This is a genomic window from Agarivorans sp. OAG1 (assembly GCF_037076485.1).
GTDB classification, from domain to species: domain Bacteria; phylum Pseudomonadota; class Gammaproteobacteria; order Enterobacterales; family Celerinatantimonadaceae; genus Agarivorans; species Agarivorans albus.
Genome location: NZ_AP028990.1, coordinates 3,588,911 through 3,612,348 on the forward strand (window position 1 = coordinate 3,588,911; position 23,438 = coordinate 3,612,348).

General features: G+C 44.3%; 20 protein-coding genes and 1 riboswitch. Of the genes, 6 read left to right on the plus strand and 14 right to left on the minus strand.

Annotation, left to right across the window (positions count from 1 at the left end):
* Window positions 1-27: 27 nt before the first annotated feature.
* On the minus strand, window positions 28-1,494 hold the full coding sequence (locus OAG1_RS16360) for a TIR domain-containing protein (protein WP_338622029.1): 1,467 nt from the start codon (window positions 1,492-1,494) through the stop codon (window positions 28-30).
* Between the two features lie 433 nt (window positions 1,495-1,927).
* Between OAG1_RS16360 and OAG1_RS16365 the strand changes: the two genes are divergently transcribed.
* Window positions 1,928-2,812, plus strand: coding sequence for a glycoside hydrolase family 16 protein (locus OAG1_RS16365; protein ID WP_338622030.1), 885 nt, complete (start codon window positions 1,928-1,930; stop codon window positions 2,810-2,812).
* A 27-nt stretch (window positions 2,813-2,839) separates the two neighbouring features.
* Here OAG1_RS16365 and OAG1_RS16370 read toward each other — a convergent pair whose 3' ends face one another.
* Both OAG1_RS16370 and OAG1_RS16375 read right to left on the minus strand, forming a co-directional pair.
* Window positions 2,840-4,333, minus strand: a complete 1,494-nt coding sequence (locus OAG1_RS16370; RefSeq protein ID WP_338622031.1) for an alpha/beta hydrolase-fold protein — start codon at window positions 4,331-4,333, stop codon at window positions 2,840-2,842.
* A 179-nt stretch (window positions 4,334-4,512) separates the two neighbouring features.
* Entirely contained in the window at window positions 4,513-5,418 is a 906-nt protein-coding gene (locus OAG1_RS16375; RefSeq protein WP_338622032.1) for a LysR substrate-binding domain-containing protein, read from the minus strand.
* A gap of 160 nt (window positions 5,419-5,578) precedes the next feature.
* On the opposite strand from OAG1_RS16375, the gene OAG1_RS16380 reads away from it, so the two are divergent.
* Complete coding sequence (locus OAG1_RS16380) at window positions 5,579-6,562, plus strand: aldo/keto reductase (RefSeq protein ID WP_338622033.1); 984 nt, start codon at window positions 5,579-5,581, stop codon at window positions 6,560-6,562.
* Between the two features lie 246 nt (window positions 6,563-6,808).
* Here OAG1_RS16380 and ribB read toward each other — a convergent pair whose 3' ends face one another.
* On the minus strand, window positions 6,809-7,462 hold the full coding sequence (gene ribB, locus OAG1_RS16385) for a 3,4-dihydroxy-2-butanone-4-phosphate synthase (protein WP_338622034.1): 654 nt from the start codon (window positions 7,460-7,462) through the stop codon (window positions 6,809-6,811).
* 154 nt (window positions 7,463-7,616) lie between these two features.
* A riboswitch (FMN riboswitch) is annotated at window positions 7,617-7,814 on the minus strand.
* A gap of 183 nt (window positions 7,815-7,997) precedes the next feature.
* Here ribB and OAG1_RS16390 point away from each other — a divergent pair.
* On the plus strand, window positions 7,998-8,834 hold the full coding sequence (locus tag OAG1_RS16390) for a hypothetical protein (RefSeq protein ID WP_338622035.1): 837 nt from the start codon (window positions 7,998-8,000) through the stop codon (window positions 8,832-8,834).
* A 65-nt stretch (window positions 8,835-8,899) separates the two neighbouring features.
* Here OAG1_RS16390 and OAG1_RS16395 read toward each other — a convergent pair whose 3' ends face one another.
* Window positions 8,900-9,397 carry a fasciclin domain-containing protein gene (locus tag OAG1_RS16395; protein ID WP_338622036.1) on the minus strand — a complete coding sequence of 166 codons (498 nt, stop codon included), beginning with the start codon at window positions 9,395-9,397 and terminating at the stop codon, window positions 8,900-8,902.
* Window positions 9,398-9,699: 302 nt separating this feature from the next.
* Between OAG1_RS16395 and OAG1_RS16400 the strand changes: the two genes are divergently transcribed.
* Window positions 9,700-11,442: a choice-of-anchor I family protein gene (locus OAG1_RS16400; RefSeq protein WP_338622037.1), complete on the plus strand. Its 1,743-nt coding sequence runs from the start codon at window positions 9,700-9,702 to the stop codon at window positions 11,440-11,442.
* Window positions 11,443-11,792: 350 nt separating this feature from the next.
* Here OAG1_RS16400 and OAG1_RS16405 read toward each other — a convergent pair whose 3' ends face one another.
* A complete protein-coding gene (locus tag OAG1_RS16405) occupies window positions 11,793-13,508 on the minus strand; it encodes an NAD-dependent malic enzyme (RefSeq protein WP_338622038.1) in 1,716 nt (571 codons plus the stop codon).
* A 151-nt stretch (window positions 13,509-13,659) separates the two neighbouring features.
* Here OAG1_RS16405 and OAG1_RS16410 point away from each other — a divergent pair, with 151 nt between their 5' ends.
* Window positions 13,660-14,937, plus strand: a complete 1,278-nt coding sequence (locus OAG1_RS16410) for a threonine/serine exporter family protein (RefSeq protein WP_338622039.1) — start codon at window positions 13,660-13,662, stop codon at window positions 14,935-14,937.
* 149 nt (window positions 14,938-15,086) lie between these two features.
* Here the strand turns inward: OAG1_RS16410 and OAG1_RS16415 are convergent, their stop codons facing one another.
* The gene (locus OAG1_RS16415) at window positions 15,087-15,347 is read right to left on the minus strand and encodes a hypothetical protein (protein ID WP_016400309.1); all 261 of its coding nucleotides are present in this window, start codon (window positions 15,345-15,347) and stop codon (window positions 15,087-15,089) included.
* A 359-nt stretch (window positions 15,348-15,706) separates the two neighbouring features.
* On the opposite strand from OAG1_RS16415, the gene ggt reads away from it, so the two are divergent.
* Entirely contained in the window at window positions 15,707-17,446 is a 1,740-nt protein-coding gene (gene ggt, locus OAG1_RS16420; protein ID WP_338622040.1) for a gamma-glutamyltransferase, read from the plus strand.
* Window positions 17,447-17,668: 222 nt separating this feature from the next.
* On the opposite strand, the gene nqrM is transcribed toward ggt, so the two are convergent.
* Genes nqrM through OAG1_RS16455 form a run of 7 tightly spaced genes read right to left on the minus strand, consistent with a single transcriptional unit; the run spans window position 17,669 to window position 23,437 of the window.
* On the minus strand, window positions 17,669-17,905 hold the full coding sequence (gene nqrM / locus OAG1_RS16425; protein WP_016400311.1) for a (Na+)-NQR maturation NqrM: 237 nt from the start codon (window positions 17,903-17,905) through the stop codon (window positions 17,669-17,671).
* A gap of 17 nt (window positions 17,906-17,922) precedes the next feature.
* Window positions 17,923-18,948, minus strand: a complete 1,026-nt coding sequence (locus tag OAG1_RS16430; RefSeq protein ID WP_338622041.1) for an FAD:protein FMN transferase — start codon at window positions 18,946-18,948, stop codon at window positions 17,923-17,925.
* 3 nt (window positions 18,949-18,951) lie between these two features.
* Window positions 18,952-20,175 carry an NADH:ubiquinone reductase (Na(+)-transporting) subunit F gene (gene nqrF / locus OAG1_RS16435; RefSeq protein WP_016400313.1) on the minus strand — a complete coding sequence of 408 codons (1,224 nt, stop codon included), beginning with the start codon at window positions 20,173-20,175 and terminating at the stop codon, window positions 18,952-18,954.
* Window positions 20,176-20,206: 31 nt separating this feature from the next.
* Window positions 20,207-20,815 carry an NADH:ubiquinone reductase (Na(+)-transporting) subunit E gene (gene nqrE / locus OAG1_RS16440; RefSeq protein WP_016400314.1) on the minus strand — a complete coding sequence of 203 codons (609 nt, stop codon included), beginning with the start codon at window positions 20,813-20,815 and terminating at the stop codon, window positions 20,207-20,209.
* Between the two features lie 4 nt (window positions 20,816-20,819).
* On the minus strand, window positions 20,820-21,452 hold the full coding sequence (locus OAG1_RS16445; RefSeq protein WP_016400315.1) for an NADH:ubiquinone reductase (Na(+)-transporting) subunit D: 633 nt from the start codon (window positions 21,450-21,452) through the stop codon (window positions 20,820-20,822).
* A complete protein-coding gene (locus OAG1_RS16450; RefSeq protein ID WP_016400316.1) occupies window positions 21,445-22,230 on the minus strand; it encodes a Na(+)-translocating NADH-quinone reductase subunit C in 786 nt (261 codons plus the stop codon). The genes OAG1_RS16445 and OAG1_RS16450 overlap by 8 nt, the downstream gene beginning before the upstream one ends.
* A complete protein-coding gene (locus OAG1_RS16455) occupies window positions 22,220-23,437 on the minus strand; it encodes an NADH:ubiquinone reductase (Na(+)-transporting) subunit B (protein ID WP_338622042.1) in 1,218 nt (405 codons plus the stop codon). The genes OAG1_RS16450 and OAG1_RS16455 overlap by 11 nt, the downstream gene beginning before the upstream one ends.
* Between the last annotated feature and the right edge of the window lies 1 nt (window position 23,438).

Consider the following 23,438-nt stretch of genomic DNA (forward strand, 5'->3'; position numbering starts at 1 on the left):
CTCATAACGCCCAAAGCAGCCGCGCGTTTACGCGTTCGACTGGCTTTGATTGTTAGGCTTATCTTCGACTTTATTTCGATTACGGATAAGGCTTTTCCCTTCTTTACATAGCGCCGAAAACTTTTCTTTCTCTTCGTTTTGACTTTTTATTGCTTTTGAAAGCCTATCGTGTGCATATTCAGAAGAGGGTTCTATTTCTAGCCCTTTCCTTAGCCACTTCTCTGACTCGGAATAGAAGCCTTTATTTTTTAGTAAATTACCAACGTTGTGCAAAAGCCATGCTTCTTTTTCTTTGGCAAGCTCATTTGCCTTTTTTAAAGTTAGCATTGCCTTATCATAGAGGTTAAGTCGAAGGCACGTATTGCTAAGATAGCCAAGGTAAGTGACACTTTTCGGATTTCCAGTGCATAGGAAATTTAACAGATACAAAGCTTCTTTATTGCAGCTTTTTTCTTGGAGAAGTCGAGCATATTTGTATACAACCTCTTTATTGTTCGGATATTTAGTGTATGCAGAATGAATTACTTCGATAGCCTTATCTAAGTCGTCATCCTCATAGATCTCGCTAAGAGCAACTGCAATATCAGGGTTCGTTGCAAATTTCTTATTGCTTAGGAGTGCTATCGCATCCTCCTTTTCATCAATGCTAGTAAGGTAACTTGATTTCAAGACCAATAATCCGGTGTCGTCCTCATATTTTTCTAATGCTCGGTTTACCATATCTAGAGCTTGATCATAATAGCTCTCCCAAGAAAACATCTGAGAAACGATCGATAAAACAGTTTTTGACTCCATATTATCACTAGCCAATTGAAGTAGCTTATCTAAGCCTATAACTTCATCTTCCTTAAGATCTATGTAAGCCATCCAGGCATTATCTACCAATAAATCCTCCCCTGTTTTATTTTCCATTGCTACCTTTAGCTTCTTTCTCGCTTCAGAATAATTATCATCAAACAAGTCGGAAAGCCATTCAGAATTAGTTTCTGTATTTTTCTCTTTAGACTCATCCGATTCTTTTTTAATACCTGTTGAAGAAATAATTGGGAGCTTTTTCATGGCTTCACGTATTTGATTACATGCAGGACCTGTTGCAGCCTGAAGTCGACCATCCTCACGATTGGGGTTATAAGCTCCGGGAGTAATTCCGAGTAAATCTGTAGGAAGGTGAAGATCACATCCATCGGGTCTCACAAAAAATACGCGATCTCTACCTAGCTTTCCTGTGAAAAGACCAAACTCAAAAATGACGTTATCACGAACCGTGTTGTGGTCAGAGCCTCTCATTTTCGTTACGTCATCAGGACTAAAAACAAAAACACCAAAATCTGATTCATCTACGGCTTTGGTGAGTGAATCCATAGTCGTTTGAGACAGATCAAATATACCTTGATCCCATACTGTAGGCTCAGCATCATGAGTCAAATTTTGCTGAATTGCATATGCAACACTTAATCCTTCTACAGATGAACCGATAAAAATTTTTGGCTTCACTATTTCTCCTTAAGTATTTTCTGAGCCTAACAGCTTACTAAAAGGAAAATTACCTTTTTTAAACAAGGAAATTTTCCTTTTATCACACCTTTAATAAAAACCAGACTATCACCTTTTCTATGCCTCACCAGCCATCCAGATCAAAAATTAACAAAAACATCAGCAACAAATAATACGAGAATTTGGAGAAAGAAGGCATCGTGATAAGCGGTATTGATACAGCGTTTTTTGTCGCTAATCACCAAGCACCACTATGCTCAGGTTTATGGTGAAAAGTAATAGTGAGTTTACTTTGGCAAGTGCAATAACTTACGTAATTTAAAGTGTTTTTTCACCATTGATCCAGCTCTAACTCTATCTGTAATTGACTATCTCACTGCTTGGCTAGCAGGCAAACTGGCTATGGGATTATTAGCAACGCACGGAGCATTCAATGCCAAATAACAAATATAAACTCTGCTTAATCGGCTTTCTCAGCACTGCACTTTTCGCTTGTGGTGGAGGAGGTTCAAATCAACAAGCACTAACACCCAATCCACTACCCGAGGACATACAGTGGCAATTAACTTGGAGTGATGAATTTAACGACAGCCAGCTAGATCTGAACAAGTGGACCTTTGACATGGGCAACGGCTTTATGCTCAACGACCAGTACATTTCAGGGTGGGGAAACAACGAGCTGCAAGCCTATACCAACAACGCCGCTAATGTGCGACTTAACGGCAATGGTCAACTGATTATTCAAGCCCTAGTCGAAGGCAGTAGCGACCAATACGGCAATTACAATTACAGCTCTGCCCGTTTAAAAACCCAAGGTTTATTTGCCCAAGCCTATGGCCGATTTGAAGCGCGTATTAAATTGCCGGTTGGCCAAGGGCTATGGCCTGCCTTTTGGTTAATGCCGCAAGACAATGTATATGGCACGTGGGCGGCCTCGGGCGAAATCGACATGATGGAGGCGCGGGGTAGCACCCCTTCACAAGTAAATGGCACCATTCACTATGGTGCACAATGGCCAAATAATACCTACTCGGAACGCCACTACCTATTTACCGACAGCGATATTAGCGAGTTTCATGTTTACCGAATCGACTGGACGCCACAAGGCATATATTGGTACGTTGACGGCCAGTTGTACGCTAGCCAAAGTTCTTGGTATACCCAAGACCACGCCTTCCCTGCTCCCTTTGACCAAGATTTTTATATCATTATGAATTTGGCGGTAGGCGGCAATTACGATGGTAACCCGCAATCTAACCAAATATTCCCCGCCCAAATGGAAGTGGATTATATACGGGTATACGAAGCGCTTAACTAGAGTTAGCGCTCCGCCTTAGCTAATTGTTTATGGATGGAAGAAGGCTGATATTTGGCTTAGGAAATGGGCTGATATGCCATTCCAATAACGCCAAGTGTGGCCGCCTTCTGCTGTGGTATAAGTAAATTCAACCTTATGGTTTTCTAGCTGCTCTACCAAGCGCTGATTGGTTTGAAAACTGGTATGGTCATCTTCACCGCAATATAAGTACAGGGCTGGCTGCATAGTAAAGTTCTGCCAAGTAAAATCGCGGTAAATGCTCATATCAAAGTAGCCGCTCAAAGGTACCGATAAACCGAACTGCTCTGGGTATTTATGTGCTAAATAAAATGCTCCAGCCCCGCCCATAGACACACCGCTAATTGCGCTATTTTGTGCGCCTGATTTAACTCTATATTGCTCACGAATACTCGGTAGCAGCTCTTGCATAATGAGCTGCTCGTATTCGCCAGTGTAATAACTCTGTTCGCCAGACGGCATTAACAGTATGAAAGGTTTAATCGCTTGTTTGGCGATTAAGTTATCCATAAGGTGCTGAATTTTTCCGTCCACCAGCCACTGCTGATAATTGTTGCCATATCCATGCAACAACACCACTAAAGGATAGCTTTGCTCGCTAGCATGGTAGCTGGGTGGCAGGTAAACCGCATAAGGACTAGCTTTATTAAGCGCACTGCTGACGAAGGTTGCATCAACTATCTGGCCATGCGCAATCTCATCGTTTGCGCTAAGCAGCGGCGACTCTTCGCCAATCACCAGTACTGAGTTAAATCCGCCTCTGCTGTCATCTACCGCGCGCTCGTTGTTTTCGTCGGCTATCCAATTGCCGTCTATCACAAACTTGTACTGCCAAGCCCCCGGCGCTAAATATAAGGTAATTGACCAGCTACCATCGTCATTCGCCTTCATTTGAAATACATCGGGACGCCAGTCGCTCATTTCACCGGCTAAATACACTTGCTCAGCCTGTTTAGCCATTACCGTAAAGGTGTGTGCGGTGGTGTTTTCTGCCGGAGAAAGCAGTGGGTGTGGTGGTGTTAAATCAAACTCGCCGAGCTCGGCGCTGGCGGCTTCTTGCTCCGGCAATATTCGCCCTTTTACAGTGGTTGAGCCCGAACAATAATAAGTGCTGTTGAGCCATTCCCACTGATAAGAGCCAGTAATGTTTCCATCGAGTATTTCAGCTGTAGCCGAAGCGTGACTTAATTTCCCACCATCAATCCGAACACTCGGTACAGACCAAGTGATTTGCTGGCCATTAATATTACCTGTTACGCCACTATCAATACTCAGCTCGCATTGCTGTTGTTCCACAACAAATACTTGCTTTAGCTGTTTGCCAAAGCCATTGCAATCACTGTCATCAACATCTAAAAAAAGCTCCCAAGTGCCAGCGTAATTAGCGCAAGCTAATTCACTCTGTTCAGAAGTATTGCTGTTGGAAGAAGAACTGCTGCAAGCCCCCACCAATAACACACTAACAAGAGGCAAGGTTAAGGCTACTAAGCTATGTCGTTTCATCTCAATCCCTAAGTATCACTGCTCCGTGATCACTAATAAGCGGCGTAAATTTTATCACATCAAAGCACAGCACTATTGATAATAAAAGTAATTGTGATAAGTGCTGTGATAATAGGCACAAACTGCTAAAAGGGCCGATAAATAAACATTAACGGGTGATTGAATCATCCATGTTGATCTCATCGAGATTTAGTCAACAAACTGCTTATATAGTCTTGCAAATAAGCCATAAACTGCTGTAGCCGCGAAGAGTGTTCAATTTTAGGCGGATACAGCATCCACACTTGTCGGGGTTCAACCTGAAAATCGGCCAATACCCGTTGCAAGCGCCCGGCCTTTACATGCGCCCATAATAAGTGTTCCGGCACGCGTATCACTCCTTGGCTATTCAGCGCTGCTTTAATCAAAATATTATTGTCGTTTACCGCAAACCGCCCTTGTGCTTCAAACTCTTCCACTTGGCTGGCTTGCTGAAAACGCCAAGTGCGCCAACTGGGAAATGCCAAACACTGCAATTGTGCTAAATCGCTCGGTTGTTTTGGTTCAAAGTGCTCTGCTAAGTATGCGGGGGAAGCACACACCCAATGGCAATAAGGCATGAGAGTGCGCGCCACCATGTTTTGCGGCGGTTGCTCGGTAACCCGAATTGCTAAATCAAAATTGCGTTCATGTAAGTCTTCTAGATGATGGCCAACATCAATTTCAAAACTCACCTCTGGGTAGCGTTGATTAAAGCCTTCGCAGGCCTCTAGCAAGAAGGATTCGGCAAAAGCGGCTGGCGCGGTAATCCGTAAGATACCTGCGACATCTTCGCCACTGTGTTCTAACTCGCGTTCCAGATCGAGTAAGTTATGGTGCATGGCTTGCGCCTGCAAAAACACTTTATGGCCTTCGGTGGTGAGCCGCACGCTACGGGTGGTTCGAATCAACAATTGGGTATGTAAGTCTTGCTCTAAACTGCGAATTTGCTGAGACAAATAGCTGCGAGAAATAGCCAAGTGCTCTGCCGCTTTAGAGAAACTTAAGTGCTGGGCCACTTCATAGAACAGCAATAAGCGCTCTAACTTCTTATGATTCTTCGACATCTGCTTACCTACTTCGCTGGATCAACTTGTCCATAATAATACGCAAAGTAAGATTTTTTGTTTGATATAACAAACAGTATTTTTGCTTTAACCCTCTTTTTTCAGTGGCTTTATTAACTCTATACTTGAGCCAACTTCCTCCATTTAAGTAGGTAACTATATGCAATACCGTCGATTAGGCCGCAGCGGCCTGCAAGTGAGTGAATTTGGTTTAGGCTCTTGGGTCACCTTTGGTAAACAAGTGGATTTATCAGCGGCCAAGCAGATCATGGCAAGGGCTTATGATGCTGGTATCAATTTTTATGATAATGCCGAAGGCTACGAAAGCGGTGAAAGTGAGCGCTTAATGGGCCAAGCCATCGAACAGCTTGGCTGGTCACGCGACAGCTTTGTTGTGTCTAGCAAAGTCTTTTGGGGAGGCGACAAGCCCACCCAACGAGGCCTAAGCCGCAAACATGTATTTGATGCTTGCCACGCCGCACTGGCCAGATTACGAGTAGATTATTTAGATTTGTTCTATTGCCACCGCCCAGATATTGATACGCCAATCTACGAAACAGTGCGAGCTATGCATGACTTGGTTAGCCAAGGCAAAGTAATGTATTGGGGCACATCTGAGTGGAGCGGCCAACAAATTACCGAAGCATGGGCAGTGGCTAAAGCCGAAAACTTACATGCCCCAGTAATGGAGCAACCACAATACAACATGATGGTTCGTGACAAAGTAGAAGCCGAGTACCTGCCGCTTTATTCCTTAACTGGGCTAGGCACCACTATTTTTTCTCCATTAGCGAGTGGCTTGCTCACTGGCAAATACCTAAATGGGGTGCCAGAGAATAGCCGTTTAAGTTTGCCTGGCTATGAATGGTTGCGCGACATGTTAATTGGTGAAAACAACAAACTTGAGCAAATTGCCCAGCTAAACCAGCTCGCTCAGCAGTTAGACATGCCATTACACCACTTGGCCTTAAACTGGTGTTTACGCACTCCCAATGTAAGCAGCGTGATTTTGGGCGTATCTAAACTGGAACAGCTTGAAGATAACTTGCAAGCACTAACCAACAGCAGCAGCTTAAATCAGCAAGTTTGGCAGCAAGTGGATGACATACTGGGCAATAAACCAGCAGGGCCAGAGCGCTTCTAGTGTTTTTAAAATAAGCACTTACAACAATAGAGCAAAAGCTCTATCACGGCATACTACCCCTTGGGTAGTATGTTGATCACAGTATTTGGAAAAACCACCTGAAATAAGCATATTGCGAGTTACTTTTGTCACAACTTGTCTATACTGACAAAAAGGTGTTTACACCTACAAAACAACAATAGTACTAAACGCATAAATCGATTAGGGGCCTTAGGGCCCCTTTTATTTTGTTAAAACAAAGCTTTATTAGCTTGCCTCAGCCATTAGCGCTTTGCGATACCCCACAATATCTTCAATACTGCACACTGGCATGGCATGATGCCTGGCAAAACTAACTATCTCAGGTAGGCGTGCCATAGTGCCATCTGGCATAGTCACTTCACACAATACTCCGGCAGGTTTTAAGCCCGCCAAGCTCATTAAATCTACCGTACCTTCGGTATGTCCTCGCCTGGTTAATACTCCACCCGGTTGGGCACGCAAGGGGTAAACATGGCCAGGCCGGGCTAAATCACTGGGTTTAGCATTGTTGGCAATAGCTGTTTTAATGGTAGTAACGCGATCTGCTGCAGATACACCGGTGGTGACCCCTTGCTTGGCTTCAATGCTTACCGTAAAGGCCGTACCAAATTGGCTAGAGTTATCACTAACCATAGGGGGTAAATCTAGCTGTTTAACTTTATCGTCAGTTAAACACAAACAAACAATGCCGCTACATTCACGGATCAACATGGCCATTTGAGCATTAGTAAGGGTTTCGGCGGCAAAGATTAAATCGCCTTCGTTTTCACGGTCTTCATCGTCAACCACCAACACACCTTTGCCATCACGCAAAGCGTTAAGTGCGGCGTTAACACGTTCAATAGGATTGCCATATTCGGCAAGTAGAGACTGATTCATGGTTTAATTCCTTAAGGTACAACATTAAGTTTTCCAGAATCAGGGCGCGCAGGAATAGCACCTCTAGCTAGCAGAGGTTTTAGATCGGCATCAACAAACACTTAGCCATTGGCCAAGCACTTATATCTAACTGGCAGAACACCAGTTAGTGATACTTGATTCTCTTCCATCCGGACTTATTACAGCTACGCTGCAAATTACCGTCGGCTCTGGACTATTAACTCATTAAGTTAAGTCACCAGATCTGCTGACCCCAACCACTGTTGGGCGCTCGCGGGCTTTTACTGTCTCGTTTGCTAACGACACAGTAACTACCGCCGGTGGGGAATTGCACCCCGCCCTGAGAATTACTGTTGCTCCGATTACGAAACAACCCGCTTATGTTGCCCTGCTTCTGCTAGAAACTCAATCTTGAACTGAGTTAACAAAATCACGTTTAGCTATTGATAAAACACAAAGAAGAAATCAAAGTAGCACTTGGTTTAGCAAGCCATTGTTATTCCACATTAATACTTAGCGCTTACAAGGTTTCGTCATGGAAGACACAAACAAGCCTCTAGAAGAAAGAAACGAAGAGTTTATTGCTTACGAATTGGCCATTTTAAAAGACCGAGGACAATGGACTAAGTATTGTCGCATTGTTGCTAATGCCATGTCGGCGATACCTTGGGTTGGCCAAGTACTGGCAAGCAGCGCCTCCATTCATGGAGAAAGCGAGCAAGGTAGAGTTAACGAACTGCATGAAGAGTGGCTCAAAATCCACCAGCAAAAAGTTAACCAACTGATGTTAACTCTAGATGAAATGGCATATCGATTAGAGTCGGTGCACGCCAACCATAAATCTCGAATACAATCAGACGCCTATTTAGCGTTAATACGCAGAGCGTTTAAGTCTTGGGATGCTGCAGAAACACAAGAAAAACGTGATTACGTGGTGAACCTAATATCTAACGCTGCGGCTTCTCCTCTTTGCCCAGATGACCAAATTCGCTTGTTTAATGACTGGCTCGATAAATACCATGAAATCCACTTTAAAGTGATCCGCGCTATTTACCAAAGTAAGGGAATAACTCGATTAGCCATTTGGCAGTCGGTAAGTGAAGAAATGCCCCGTGAAGATAGTGCTGAAGCCGATCTGTTTAAGTTGCTTATTAGAGATTTAAGTGCAGGTGGAGTGATTAGACAAACTAGAGAAACCACCTATGAGGGCGACTTTGTAAAACAGTCAAGCAAGGGTAAAGTTAGAAAACCTGCAAGCCCGCTCTTAGAATCTGCTTTTGAAGAAACCAAACCCTATCAACTCACCGAATTAGGTGCTCAGTTTGTTCACTACACCATGAATCAGGTGGTCAAAAAGCTAAGCAGCGTTTAGCAAACCTTTAAGAGCGGCTTAATTTCACAAACTAGGCAGGGTTTAATTTAGCCCTGCCGATACGCCTATTTTGGTAGCAATACGGTGTCGACAACATGAATCACACCGTTGCTAGCTTTTACGTCTGCAGCCACTACCTTTGCGTTATTGATCATTACCGTTTCACCGCTAGTACTAACGGCTAACATGCCTCCTTGAACGGTTGTAGCGCTATCAATGTTAACGACATCGGCTGCCATGACTTTTCCGGCTACAACATGGTAAGTAAGCACGGCGATTAGCTTATCTTTGTTCTCAGGCATGAGTAACATTTCCACGGTTCCTTCAGGCAGTTTTGCGAAGGCTTCATCGGTAGGAGCAAACACGGTAAAAGGCCCATCTCCCTTTAAGGTATCAACCAACCCAGCGGCTTTCACAGCGGTAACTAAAGTAGTAAAAGAGCCATTCTCGACGGCTACATCAACAACATCCTTTTTCATGCCGTGATGGTCAGCGTGAGCCAACATCGAGAATGTCATTGTTGTGATAATCAAAGTAAATACACTTGCAATTCGTTTAATCATTGTCTCTTTCCTTCAAGCTTAAGTTGCGTAGGTTTCGAGAATGGTTACGGCTGGCAAATTTGCTTAGATCAAACGAAAAGCACAATCGTGCCACTTTTATCAAACTAAAGTGTTAAATTGAAAGGGTTTAATAGTTACTAAATTCAATTACTTATATAGGTGGAAATCGCTACATTTTTCAGGCTTAAGTTCACGAGTTACCTTATTGAAACATTTCATTGATTGTCATATTTTCGTCATCGTAAAGTCACATTGAGTACACAAAATGCCCTTCGAATTGTAACTACTTATAGGGATATAACATGATGCTCAAGAAGAGCTTGGTTTCATTGGCAGTAATTTCTAGCCTAACATTAACAGCGTGTAGTAGTGACGATGGTCAAAATGGTTTAAACGGTGAGCCTGGTGCAGATGCTGTTAGCAGCATCATGCTTAATCCGGTTGGTCGTGCAGTATTAAACCCAGACGGTGCAGCTGAGATCCTGCAGTACCACGCTGCTACTCAAGCTATTTATGCCATTAATAGCTCTGACGCAACGGTTGAGATGATTGATGCCTCTGGCCTTAGCTCTGAGCAACTAAGCGCCCCAACTAGCGATACTAACCTAAGCGCAACCCCACTTACTTTGCCAACCGAAGCCAATGGCGTTGCACTGGGCGGAGCCAACAGCATTGCCGTGCATAATGATTTAATGGCAGTAGCCATTGAAGCCGACGCCCAAGCCAGCAATGGTTTCATTGTTTTCTACAATGGATTAAACGCTGGCACTCCAGTATTCCTAAGTGCCGTTGAAGTAGGAAACTTGCCAGATATGGTTACTTTCACGCCTGATGGCAGCAAAGTGATTGTGGCTAACGAAGGTGAGCCAAGCGGCGATTACAACAACGATCCTGAAGGCTCAATTGCAGTCATTAGCGTAACTGATGGAACACCAGCAACTAGCGCCACTATCATCGACTTTACTAGCTTTAACGGCATGCAAAATGAGCTTGAAGCTAAAGGGCTACATTTCCCTAACCCAAGTGGTCGTACTTTAAACGGCCAAGTAATTGCCACCACTGTTGCACAAGATTTAGAGCCTGAATACATTACCGCCAGCAACGACATGGCCTATGTAACGCTTCAAGAAAACAACGGCTTAGCACTTGTAGATTTAAGCGATAACAGCGTGCAAATTATCGGCTTGGGATATAAAGACTGGTCAGGGTTAAACTTTGACGGGAACGAGGATGGCACAGTGAGCTTTGGCCAATACGACGGCTTATACGGCGCTTACATGCCAGACACTATTGCTTCTTTCTCGTGGAATGGGGCGCCGTTCCTCATTACTGCCAACGAAGGTGATGCACGTGAGTATTTCTTTGATGTAGCCGACGAAGCTGCCTGTATTGCTGCGGGTGGTCAAGACTACGATGAAGACGATGGTTGCTTAGCCTTTACTGAAGAAGTAAAACTTAAAAACCTTACCGCCCAAGCAGGCTCTAAGCTAGAAGCACTGCAAGCCGGCGGCGAGATTGATGACCTACGCGTAACAAATGTACTAGGCGATGCCGACGGCAATGGCGAGTATGAAACTGCCGTAGCCTACGGCGCTCGCTCATTCACCGTATGGGATCAAAATGGTTTAGTAGTGTTTGATTCTGGTGATGAAATTGGTCGCATCACCGCAGCACTTCACGGCAATGCCTTTAACAACGGTGATGATGAGAACGAAGGCGACTCTCGCTCAGAAAACAAAGGCGCTGAACCTGAAGCGTTAACTGTTGGCACTGTTGGCGACAAAACCTACGCCTTTATTGGTTTAGAGCGCATGGGCGGCATTATGGTTTACGATGTAACTAACCCTTACAACAGCAAGTTCGAAACCTACATAATTAACCGTGACCTAACAGAAGGTTTAAGCGTTGATGACGGTATTGGTGACTTAGCTCCAGAAAGCTTGGTATTTGTTACCGCCGATAACAGCCCAACCAGCCAACCATTATTGTTGGTAGGTAACGAAGTAAGTGGGTCATTAACAGTATGGGAAATTACTGCTAACTAAGGCTAAACCCTACATCCACTCTTCATACAAAAAAGGAGCCCATTGGCTCCTTTTTATGCTTAACGGCTAGGGTCTGTTGATCTTTGGTGTTGAAATTTTGTTCGAGATAAGCGGGCTTTAATCGCGGCGAGCACTTAGAAGCTTAGTGGGCTAAGCAAGAAGTGCTTAACAAAGAGTAAAGTTCGCTTATCCGAACCCTTCGGGCAGCATTTATTAGCCCATTTATTCAGCGTTAGCGAGTGATTATTAAGCCCACTTAACTGCACACTCACTGCCTTGCCTAAATGGCTAATAAATTACTGCAAAAGCCATCAGCAAAGATCAACAGACCCTAATCAATTGTTAAGGCCTTACACTCTGCGATATGGCAGGTAAATAGGCTCCCACATATGTTCGGCAATTTCTTGGTCGATGTCTTTACCGCTCAAGCAGCCTTGCGGATCAGTTTCTTGAATTTGCTTCAAAATCGCTTTAGCTACAAAGCCAGAAACTTCTTTTAGCTCACGCATTCTTGGGAATACACAGCCGCTGTCTAAGTCTTCTTGAGATACATACTCAGCCAAAGCAAATGACGCTGTGGTAAACATTTCCATGGTGATTTTGCTCACGCCAGAAACAATGGTTGCAAGGCCAACTGCTGGGAAGATAAACACATTGTTACCCTGACCAATACGGTAGTTTTTGCCGTTGTAATCTACGTCGTCAAAGGGGCTGCCAGTGGCCACAATAGCTTGGCCATTAGTCCACTTGTATACATCTTCTGGTAGGGCTTCACAGTTATCTGTTGGGTTAGATAGCGGGAATACCATCGGGCGTTCGGTGTATTCCAGCATCTTTTTCACATGGCTTTCTTTAAATGCACCGCCTACACCACTACAACCTAATAATACGGTAACCGGCGTATTATCGATAAGCTCGCCCAAACTCGCCTTGCCTTCTTCGGCTAGCGTCCAGTTTTGGGCTAGTTCAAATGGCTTGGCGTAACGTTTTTTGTATTCATCGAGATCTTCACGGTTATCAAAAACCACTCCGCGTGAGTCTAGAATGAAAATACGATCACGTGCTTCTTGGTGGCTAATGCCCTCTTTAAGCAAGCCAGCAAATATTTGGTCGGCAACACCTACTCCGCCAGCGCCAGCACCGTACACCGCGTAAACTTGCTCACCAAGGGTTTCGTTTTTAATTTTAGTAGCGCCAATCACGCCAGCCAAAACCACAGAACCGGTGCCTTGAATATCATCGTTAAATGATGGCAATTCGTCTTCATACTTAGATAGGTTATCGAAGGCGTTAGACTTACTAAAGTCTTCCCATTGCAACACGGCTTCAGGGAAGTGCAGCTTAGTTTGCGCCACAAACTTCTCGATGAAGTCTTGATACTCTTGACCACGCATCCGTTTTTGCGGAAGGCCTAAATACATAGGATCGTTGAGTAAGTCTTGATTATCGGTACCTACATCAAGCGCAATCGGCAAACAACGTGCTGGGTGAATACCCGCACCTAAGGTATACAGAGACAATTTACCAATAGGAATGCCCATGCCACCAATGCCTAAATCGCCTAGGCCGAGAATACCTTGGCTGTCGGTAACCACAATAATCTTAATATCTTTACCGGCGAAGTGGCGCGCCATCTCACCCATTTGATCGACATTCTCTGCGGTAATGTATAACCCGCGGTCTTTTTGGTAGCGATGGCTAAATTCCTGACAGGCCTTACCCACTGTTGGGGTATAAATAATCGGCGCCATTTCTTCAATATGGCGAGATACCAATGCATAAAACAAGGTTTCGTTTCTGTCTTGCAGTGCGCGTAGGTATTGGTATTGCTCAATGTCGCTACAAGCACTTAAAAAGCCTTGGTAAACACGCTTTAATTGATCTTCAAAGGTTTGCGGCTTGGGAGGCAACAAGCCCGCCAAATTAAAGGCTTCGCGCTCTTCAAAACTAAAAGCTGAGCTTTTATTTAAAGTACGATCGTTAAGTAATGCGTTACCAGATATTGAAACAGGGCGAAACTCGTTACCGTTTTCGTCTTTCCAACGTAAATATTTACCAGCGGCCATGGTGTCCTCCGAGACAGCACGTGAGAATAATTAGCTAACTGTAAATGATAAATGATCAGGCCGATTCTGTACGCTATTTCATTAAAAAATAGGAAAATTTCTCTGTTTAAAACGCCGGCAGGAGTTTTTTATCTTAAGACAACTACACCAAATGCCAATCTGTGAGATACAATTAAGCATCTGCTTTTTAGAATTAGCCCCCGCATTGAAACAATCAAGCTTTGAAGTAAAACGTAATTTCATTATCAGACTAGGCAAAGCCTTACATAAATATGGTACGCCGGCGTTTCGCTTAGAGTCACACCTAAGTAATGTCGCTGAGACCTTAGGCCTAAATGGCTATTTTTTAGTTACTCCTACCTCACTCACTTTTGTACTTTGGGCACCAGACGATACTCAAGAATATAACTATGTGATGCGAGTAAAGCCCGGTGAAATCGATTTAGGTTTATTGGCCCGTACCAATCAGCTAGTTAAGAAAGTAACAGAAGAAGAAATCAGTTTGGCCGAGGCCATAGAGCGGCTAAACCAAATGGCCAATCAGCCAGCTTTACATTCTCCTTGGGTAATTTGCTTGGCCTTTGCCATTACTGGCGGCGCATTTGCCATGCTAATGTCGGCTAATTGGAGCACCATTATTTGGTCGAGCTTGCTTAGTTGTATTTCATTTTATTTGGCTTATCGCGCCGAGCACTCTAAAGGGGTACATGAAGCCTTAGAGCCGGTAGCTGCGCTACTCTGCTCATTCGTGGCCGTGGCTATTTCTCAGTTTGTGCCTGATGTAAACATTCCCATTGTGGTGCTTTCGGCGATCATTATTTTCATTCCAGGTTTATCGCTCACCCTTGGTTTAAGTGAGTTAGCAGCACGCGAGCTTATATCGGGCACGGCAAGGGTAATGGACGGCATTATGGTGTTGTTTAAACTCTATTTTGGCGCGGTGTTAGGCATGGCCTTCGGTGCTCTAATTTGGGGGCAGGTTGATCTTCAATCTAGCTTTGTTAGCACCTGGTGGATTAAGTGGCTAGGTGTGGTGTTGTTATCCTTAGGCCTTAGCGTGGTATTTAAAGTACGCGCTAAAGATTTACCTTGGGGCATTCTTTCGGGAGTGATTGCCTATGCTGCTGCCTTTGCTGGCAGCGCCTACCTAGGCGAAGCATTAGGTCCTTTTGTAGGGGCATTTATTGTGGGTGTTTATGCAAACCTATTTGCCAAGTTAACCAAGTCTCCTGCATCGGTGGTATTGCTGCAAGGCATAGTATTATTGGTACCGGGTAGTAAGGCTTATATCAGCTTAAATTCATTGGTACTAGGTGAGTCAATGGTGAGCATCCCCAATATTGGTTCGCAAACATTTTTGATATTCATGTCGATTGTGGCGGGGATTTTATTTGCTAACGTAGCGGTACCGCAACGTAGCTCGCTATAAAGAAAAAAAGGCGCTTAAGCTAGCACAGACTTAAGCGCTGGAAAATTATCGAGGATTAAAACTGCTACAAACTAGACCAAATCGCAGAAAAATTGGCCCCCGACAGCGTCCTAAAATTGGATCGGTTCACGAAAACATAAAGGAACTAACTATTCAGCTACTTCGCTGTTTTCAGGGTCTTCAGGTTGAACGGAAATTTCAAGGTTTATGAATTCTGCTTGGCTCAATACACCATCCTGGTCTGTATCAAGCTCACTCCATACTTCAGTAAGGATCGGTAGTTCGGCAGCTTCTTCCATGCTTACCACCAAATCTTGGTTGGTATCTAGGTCTTTGAACACTTCACTATTTGCCGAGGCTAGGCTGGCTACAAATAGCGCTAACACTGGAAAGCTATACTTCAAGTTCATAAGAAACTCCTTGTTTAACATCTACTTCACTAAATGGCCGCTAACTAGGTTTAGCGGTTGACAAACTACATATAGCAAAGGTCGAACCAACTTTTAAAAAACCTTTAAAATCAAAACCTTAAGACAAAACCAGGGGCGCAATTTAAATGCCAGCGTCGCCTACAAGCGACACCTAAATAGTGATATAAGCCAAAACCGACGAGTTATGCGGCTTCAAGCTGTCTCTTATCTACGTCACCGCTGTGCTCAATTCTCATACAAATAGAAAAACCTGCATAAATTCAGTCATATAAACAAGCGATGGCGATTAATATATGGACTGCTACACTGGCTAAATACGCATTAAAAAAGGATTTAGCATGTTTACTCGCAGCCTCATTGCATCAACCCTAATAATTAGCGGCTTTTGCTATTCAAATAGCCAAAGCGCCGATGCTTATGCCCCAGAGTTATCCAGCGGAGTGCAGGCTAAGACCGAGGTCACTGCCAAAAAATTCATGGTGTCGGCTGCTAACCCCTTAGCGGTTGAAGCCGGTTATGAGGTGCTAAAAGCTGGTGGCAACGCCGTAGATGCAATGATTGCCGTGCAAAGCGTACTAGGTTTGGTTGAGCCGCAATCCTCAGGTATTGGTGGCGGCGCTTTTGTAGTGTATTACGATGCAGCCAAGCAACAACTCACCACCTTTGACGCCCGAGAAACCGCCCCTTCACAAGTTGATGCTGGCTTGTTTTTGGACCAACAAGGTAAACCACTAAAGTTTTATGATGCGGTGGTGGGTGGGCGTTCAGTAGGCACACCTGGAGTTATCGCGCTGTTTGAAGAAATGCATCAGCGCTACGGTAGCGCCAATTGGCAAGATTTGTTTAAACCGGCAATTGGCTTAGCTAAAGAAGGTTTTAGAGTGAGCCCGCGATTGGCTAAGTTAATTGCTGGCGACGCTGAACGCCTCGGTCGCTACCCAACTAGCCGCGACTACTTCTTTGATGACTCAACCGAGCCTTTACGCGAAGGGCACTTACTACAAAACCCTGATTACGCTAACACCTTACAGTTGGTCGCAGAGCAAGGCGCTTCAGGTTTTTATCAAGGTGATACCGCCAAAGCAATTGTTACGGCTGTTGGTCAATTCAATGACAACCCGGGTTTGCTTAGTGAAAAAGATCTAGCCAATTACCAAGTAAAACAGCGCCCTGCCCTTTGCTCTGCTTACTTTCAATACTCAATATGTGGCATGGGGCCACCGAGTTCAGGCGCTAGCACCGTTGGACAGATCCTCGGTATTGCTGCACATTACCCCTTGGCAGATTGGGGACCTAATAATCCACAAAGCTGGCGTATTCTGGGCGATGCTTCTCGCCTAGCCTTTGCAGACCGAGGCGCCTACCTTGCCGACAGTGATTTTGTCGACGTGCCACTTAGCAACTTACTAAGCCCCGAGTACCTTGCCAAGCGCGCTAAGCTGTTAAGTGGTGATAAAGCCTTAACCTCGGTTAGCCCTGGCGAGTTGCCTTTAAACGCCTATCGCAGCAAGGACCAAAGCCTAGAACTTCCTTCTACCACTCACATCAGTATTGTGGATGCCCAAGGCAACGTATTGTCGATGACCAGTAGCATTGAGAATGCCTTTGGTTCGAGGGTATTTGTAAAAGGATTCTTACTAAACAATCAGCTGACTGACTTCTCATTTGTCGCTGAGAAAAACGGTAAGAAAGTGGCGAACAGAGTCGCAACCAATAAACGCCCTCGCTCTTCTATGGCGCCAACTATTGTTATGGAAAACAAACAGCCAATTATTGCCATTGGCTCACCGGGTGGCAGTAGCATTATCGGCTATGTAGCACAGAGTTTAGTTAACCACTTGAGCTGGGGAATGAGCCTACAACAAGCGGTTGAACAGCCTCACTTAAACAATCGCTTTGGCACCTTTGAGTTGGAAGCCAATACAGCCGCTGCAGATCAGCAATCGGCTTTAGAAGCCTTAGGCTACAAAACCAAAATCAAAGATATGACTTCGGGTTTACAAGGCATAAGGATCTACCCCGATAGGTTAGAAGGTGCGGCCGATCCTAGGCGTGAAGGAATAGCCAAAGGAGACTAGCGCTAATACCAATCGTACTAAGTAACTGTTCATTCTATCTGGTTAAAATGCTCGATAACTGCGTAAGGATTTTTGATTGTAGAATAACTACTTATCGCAAAATCCTGTCTTATTCTCGAGTATTTTTCCTGCGTTATTTCTGATCACTTACTTAGTGTGATTGGTATAAAACAAAAAAACAGCGCGAAGGCGCTGTTTTTTTAAATGATAAAGCCGTTAGCCTTAGATAATGCGATGCTCATCTAACATGGCTTGGCGAGCCTTTTTCTTCTGCTCAACCAAGGCCATTTTGGCTTTGCGCTTATCGCAAGGCTCGGGGCAGTCACACACTTTTTCGATGCCTAAAGAAGCAATTCCGCCACAGCTTCCGCTAATGGTTTTCTTTTGGAAAATGTAGCCCACAGCCATAGCGGCAATAACCACCATGAAGAAAATGAATGTCACCAAAAAATAAGCCATTACGACTCCTTATTCTGTTATTGGACTACAAAAGGCACAAATTTGGCGCTGATATGCTCAACAAATTCGTTCTCTTGCTTCTCGATAATATACACCGCTAGCTGCTTAGCTTCAGCAAATTCCATCGTTTGCTCCACGCCCATTACCGTAAATGCGGTGGCGTAAGCGTCGGCCATCATGCTGGTTTCATCGATAACGGTTACCGACACAATATGGTTGGCAATCGGTTTACCGGTATTTGGGTTGATGGTGTGTGAATACCTGACCCCATCTTGCTCAAAATAATTTCGATAATCACCCGATGTTGCTAAACCATTATCACCCGGTGCAATCACTTTTTGAACCGCCCGCTGTTCAGCCAAGGGTTTCTCTACAGCAATGCGCCAACCAAGGGCTTTGTCATTGTGACCTTTTAGGCGTAACTCACCACCAATATCGACCATGTAGTTCAGGTAACCTTCAGCTTCCAGCAAATCGGCAACACGGTCTACTCCGTGGCCTTTTGCAATTGCTGATAAATCCACATAAAGCTCAGGTAGATCCTTTGACAACTTACCAGCATTCAAACTCAAGTGATGGTAGCCAATTTTAGCACGAGTCTCGTCAAGTAGCTGGTCATTAGGTCGCTTCTCAGGACGCCCCTCTGGGCCAAACCCCCACAAGTTAACCAATGGACCTACGGTTACGTCAAAGGCGCCATTAGAGTCTTCTGAGAGCTGTAAAGAGGCTTCAATCACCAAAGCTAGATTATCTGAAATGCTAATCGCCTGATTACTAGAATGCTGGTTGAAACGTGACAATTCCGAATCGGCTATGTAGGTAGACATTTCTTGATTGACTTGTTGTAACACTTGGTCAATTTTAGCTTGCAGCTTGTCACCTTCTGGCAGTTTGGCCTTAGGCTCAACTAATTTTATTTGGTAATAGGTTCCCATAGTGCGCCCTTCAATTTGTAAGGTATACAAATTGTTCTGCTCACTACAGCCACTAATAAAAAAGGCTAGCCCAAGCAGGGCTAGCCAATAATGCTTCACTAAACTCACGGTTTAGCCACCAAAGTCATCAAGTAGAATGTTTTCGTCTTCCACGCCTAAATCTTTAAGCATGTTAATAACAGCAGCATTCATTACCGGTGGACCACACATGTAGTACTCACAATCTTCTGGGGCATCGTGGTCACGTAAGTAGTTTTCAAACAATACGTTGTGAATGAAGCCTGTTTTACCTTCCCAGTCGTCTCCAGGTTGCGGATCAGATAGGGCAACATGCCATTCAAAGTTTTCGTTTTCACGGGCCAACATATCGAAGTCTTCTTCATAGAAGATCTCACGACGTGAACGTGCACCATACCAGAAGCTAATTTTACGCTTCGAGCTCAATCGCTTAAGCTGGTCGAAAATGTGCGAACGCATTGGTGCCATACCTGCACCACCACCAATAAATACCATTTCAGCATCGGTTTCTTTCGCGAAGAACTCACCAAATGGACCAGAGATAGTAACTTTATCACCTGCTTTTAGGTTAAAGATGTATGAAGACATCTTACCGCAAGGTAGGCTCATGTTGTTTGGCGGTGGCGTAGCAATACGCACGTTCAACATGATGATGCCTTCTTCTTCAGGGTAGTTCGCCATTGAGTATGCACGAATGGTTTCTTCATCAACTTTTGACTCTAAGTTGAAGAAACCAAAGTGCTCCCAGTCGCCACGGTATTGCTCTTCTACATCAAAGTCAGAGTACTTAACGTGGTGGGCTGGCGCTTCAATTTGAATGTAACCACCCGCGCGGAATGGCACTGATTCACCATCAGGAATTTGCAGTTTAAGCTCTTTAATGAAGGTTGCTTTGTTATCGTTAGAGATAACTTCACAATCCCATTTTTTCACACCAAAAATTTCTTCTGGTAACGAAATTTTCATGTCTTGCTTAACATTAACCTGACAGGCTAAACGCAAACCGGTAGCAGCATCACGCTTGCTGATATGATCTAATTCAGTAGGAAGAATATCACCGCCACCTTCATGAATGTGAACATGACATTGACCACAAGAGCCACCGCCACCACAGGCAGAAGATACAAAGATACCTGAATTACCTAATACACCCAGCAACTTACTACCCGCTTGAGTAGTAATCGCCTTAGCAGGATCATCATTAATTAAAATTTGAATGTCACCAGAACTTACCAGCTTAGACTTAGCAAACAAAATGATTGTTACTAAAGCCAAGACGAGCAAGGTAAACATGGTTACGCCGAGAATAATTTCCATCGACTAATTTTCCTTGTAGTTATTGGCCGTCTTAAAGCTGAACGCCTGAGAACGACATAAACGCCATTGCCATTAAACCTACGGTGATAAAGGTAATACCTAAACCACGTAAACCATCTGGCACGTCTGAATACTTCATTTTTTCACGAATACCGGCTAGCGCCACAATGGCTAACATCCAACCGATACCACTACCTATTCCGTATACCAAAGATTCGCCTAGGTTGTACTCACGTTGCACCATGAACGATACACCACCGAAGATGGCACAGTTAACGGTAATCAACGGTAAGAAGATACCTAGAGCTTGGTACAAGGCCGGGAAGTACTTATCTAATACCATTTCTAGTATTTGTACTAAGGCGGCAATAACACCAATAAAGGTAATGAAGCCCAAAAAGCTTAAATCGGCATTTGGCAAGCCAGCCCAGCTTAGCGCGCCAGGAGCCAATAAGTTGAAGTAGATAAGCTGGTTTACTGGTACTGAGATACCCAATACCACAATAACCGCTACACCCAAGCCAAATGCAGTTTTAACTTTCTTGGAAACCGCTAGGAAGGTACACATACCTAGCAAGAAAGCTAAAGCCATATTTTCAATGAAAATAGAGCGAACTAACAAACTAATATAATGTTCCACTCGATTACTCCTTCGGCTCTACTTGCTCTGGGTATGCAGTGCGCAAGGCCCAAATCAACAAACCAATAATAAAGAATGCCGAAGCAGGCAATAACAATAGGCCGTTTGGTTGGTACCAACCGCCATTGTTAATCAAAGGCATAATTTCGATACCAAATAGCGAGCCCGAACCAAATAGTTCACGAACAGCGCCTACCGACATCAAAATAGCACCATAGCCTAAGCCATTACCGATACCATCAAGGAATGATTTAAACGGTGGCTCCTTCATTGCGAAGGCTTCTGCACGGCCCATTACGATACAGTTGGTAATAATCAAACCAACAAATACCGAGAGCTGTTTAGAAATGTCATACACCACCGCCTTAAGCACTTGGTCTACCACAATTACTAATGAAGCAATAATCGCCATTTGAACAATGATTCGCACACTGCTAGGAATGTGATTACGAATCATAGAGATGAACAAGTTAGAGAATGCAGTAACAACAATTACGGCTAGGGTCATTACAAACGCAGTTTCTAACTTACTGGTTACCGCTAATGCAGAACAAACACCAAGCACCTGTAGTGCGATAGGGTTATTTGCAAAAACAGGCCCAAATAGAACCTTTTTGGTTTCCTTAGCATCAGCCATTGTTTAGGCCTCCCTGTTGCAACTTGGCAAGGAACTTACCAAAGCCTTTATCACTTAACCAAAATTTGAAGGTGGCATCGACACCGTTACTGGTTAGCGTTGCACCAGATAATCCGTCCACTTCGTAAAGTGAGTCGGCTGGAGCACTACCTTTAATCACAGAGATCGCAGTATCACCGTTTTCATCAAACAGTTTTTTGCCGATGAACTTGTCTTGCCACAATGGATTAGCTACTTCACCACCTAAACCAGGAGTTTCCCCTTGGTCATAGTAAACAATCGCATCAACGGTATTGCCGTCTGGCTGAATAGCCAAGAACGCGTACATAGTTGACCAAAGACCACGACCATGTACTGGCAAAATAACCCGTTCAATTTCGCCTTGCTCGTCTTTAACAAGATACACGCTAGCAAGGTTAGAACGACGTACGATACCGGCAATATCTTCTTCGCTAGATAAACGAATACTGGTTGCTGGATCTTTAGCTGATTTGCGCTGTTCAAAGGTAGCAGGGTCAATTTGATCTTGAGAAACAAACTCACCGGTTTCGATATCAATCACGCGCGGCTCAATCACCTGCGAGTAAACATCAGCTACCTTACGACCATCTAGGGCTACACCAGATACTGCCAAGATATTCTTCTGCTTATCTTCAACCGCATTCTGCTGCTGCATCCCTCGTAGACCAACTGCTGCAAGAGATACAACAATTGAACACACTAAACTTACGCCAACAACAACCTTAATGGTTTTGGCTAAGGAATCATTACTGGCCATCGCGAGCAAGCCTCCGTTTGATATTGGCTTGAACTACAAAGTAGTCAAAAATTGGAGCAAACAAATTAGCGAATAAAATTGCCAACATCATGCCTTCTGGGAATGCCGGGTTAACTACGCGAATCAACACCACCATCACACCAATTAAACCGCCGTACCACCATTTACCTTTGTTAGTAAATGAAGCTGACACTGGGTCGGTTGCCATAAAGAACATACCAAGAGCAAAACCACCCAATACTAAATGCCAATGTGGAGGTAGCTGGAACATCATGTTGCTGTCAGAGCCAATCATGTTCAATAGCAAGCTGCTAATCACCATACCTACTAATACACCTGCAACAATGCGCCATGATGCAATGCGAGTAAAGATTAGGAATAGACCACCAAGAGCTAGTAAGAACGTAGAGGTTTCACCACTTGAACCTTGAATAAAGCCAAAGAATGCGTCGCTCCAAGAAATGCCTTGGTCAACTAAACCTTGCATACCCTCTGCAGCAACAACGCTTAATGCAGTTGCGCCTGAGTAACCATCTACCGCAGTCCATACCGCATCGCCAGAAATGGCTGTTGGGTAAGCAAAGAATAAGAAAGCACGGCCAGCTAAAGCAGGGTTTAGGAAGTTTTTGCCGGTGCCACCAAATACTTCTTTGGCCACTACAACACCAAAGGTGATACCTAAGGCAACTTGCCATAACGGCATGGTTGCAGGCAACGTAAGTGCAAACAAGATAGAGGTAACAAAGAAACCTTCGTTAACTTCATGGCCACGCACAGAAGCAAACAATACTTCCCAGAAGCCACCAACAACAAAAGCGGTTAGATAGATAGGCAAAAAGAAAATTGCCCCATATATCATCGACGCAATCCAGCCAGCTTCGGCGCCCGTTGGAACCCCTAGCATGCTAATTAATGCGCCATGCCAGTCGTCTGGTACAGTACCTGCGCTAGCAATAATTGCTTCGTTAGCTTGGATACCTGCGTTGTACATGCCAAAGAACATAGCCGGCATTAAGGCAACCCAAACAAAAATCATGATACGTTTTAAGTCAATCGCATCACGTACGTGAGTGTTCTTCTTGGTTACTAAGCCTGGCGAGTATAAAAACGTCGCGATAGCTTCGTATAAAGCGAACCACTTTTCATGCTTACCGCCAGGTAAGAATTGCGGTTCAATCTTTTCAATATAATCTTTAATACTGCTCATG

Bases quoted from the DNA above. Each gene is read 5' to 3' on its own strand.
- OAG1_RS16365 (WP_338622030.1), top strand. From the start codon at position 1,928: ATGCCAAATAACAAATATAAACTCTGCTTAATCGGCTTTCTCAGCACT.
- OAG1_RS16370 (WP_338622031.1), bottom strand. From the start codon at position 4,333: ATGAAACGACATAGCTTAGTAGCCTTAACCTTGCCTCTTGTTAGTGTG.
- OAG1_RS16375 (WP_338622032.1), bottom strand. From the start codon at position 5,418: ATGTCGAAGAATCATAAGAAGTTAGAGCGCTTATTGCTGTTCTATGAA.
- OAG1_RS16380 (WP_338622033.1), top strand. From the start codon at position 5,579: ATGCAATACCGTCGATTAGGCCGCAGCGGCCTGCAAGTGAGTGAATTT.
- ribB (WP_338622034.1), bottom strand. From the start codon at position 7,462: ATGAATCAGTCTCTACTTGCCGAATATGGCAATCCTATTGAACGTGTT.
- OAG1_RS16390 (WP_338622035.1), top strand. From the start codon at position 7,998: ATGGAAGACACAAACAAGCCTCTAGAAGAAAGAAACGAAGAGTTTATT.
- OAG1_RS16395 (WP_338622036.1), bottom strand. From the start codon at position 9,397: ATGATTAAACGAATTGCAAGTGTATTTACTTTGATTATCACAACAATG.
- OAG1_RS16400 (WP_338622037.1), top strand. From the start codon at position 9,700: ATGATGCTCAAGAAGAGCTTGGTTTCATTGGCAGTAATTTCTAGCCTA.
- OAG1_RS16405 (WP_338622038.1), bottom strand. From the start codon at position 13,508: ATGGCCGCTGGTAAATATTTACGTTGGAAAGACGAAAACGGTAACGAG.
- OAG1_RS16410 (WP_338622039.1), top strand. From the start codon at position 13,660: ATGCCAATCTGTGAGATACAATTAAGCATCTGCTTTTTAGAATTAGCC.
- OAG1_RS16415 (WP_016400309.1), bottom strand. From the start codon at position 15,347: ATGAACTTGAAGTATAGCTTTCCAGTGTTAGCGCTATTTGTAGCCAGC.
- ggt (WP_338622040.1), top strand. From the start codon at position 15,707: ATGTTTACTCGCAGCCTCATTGCATCAACCCTAATAATTAGCGGCTTT.
- nqrM (WP_016400311.1), bottom strand. From the start codon at position 17,905: ATGGCTTATTTTTTGGTGACATTCATTTTCTTCATGGTGGTTATTGCC.
- nqrF (WP_016400313.1), bottom strand. From the start codon at position 20,175: ATGGAAATTATTCTCGGCGTAACCATGTTTACCTTGCTCGTCTTGGCT.
- OAG1_RS16445 (WP_016400315.1), bottom strand. From the start codon at position 21,452: ATGGCTGATGCTAAGGAAACCAAAAAGGTTCTATTTGGGCCTGTTTTT.
- OAG1_RS16450 (WP_016400316.1), bottom strand. From the start codon at position 22,230: ATGGCCAGTAATGATTCCTTAGCCAAAACCATTAAGGTTGTTGTTGGC.
- OAG1_RS16455 (WP_338622042.1), bottom strand. From the start codon at position 23,437: ATGAGCAGTATTAAAGATTATATTGAAAAGATTGAACCGCAATTCTTA.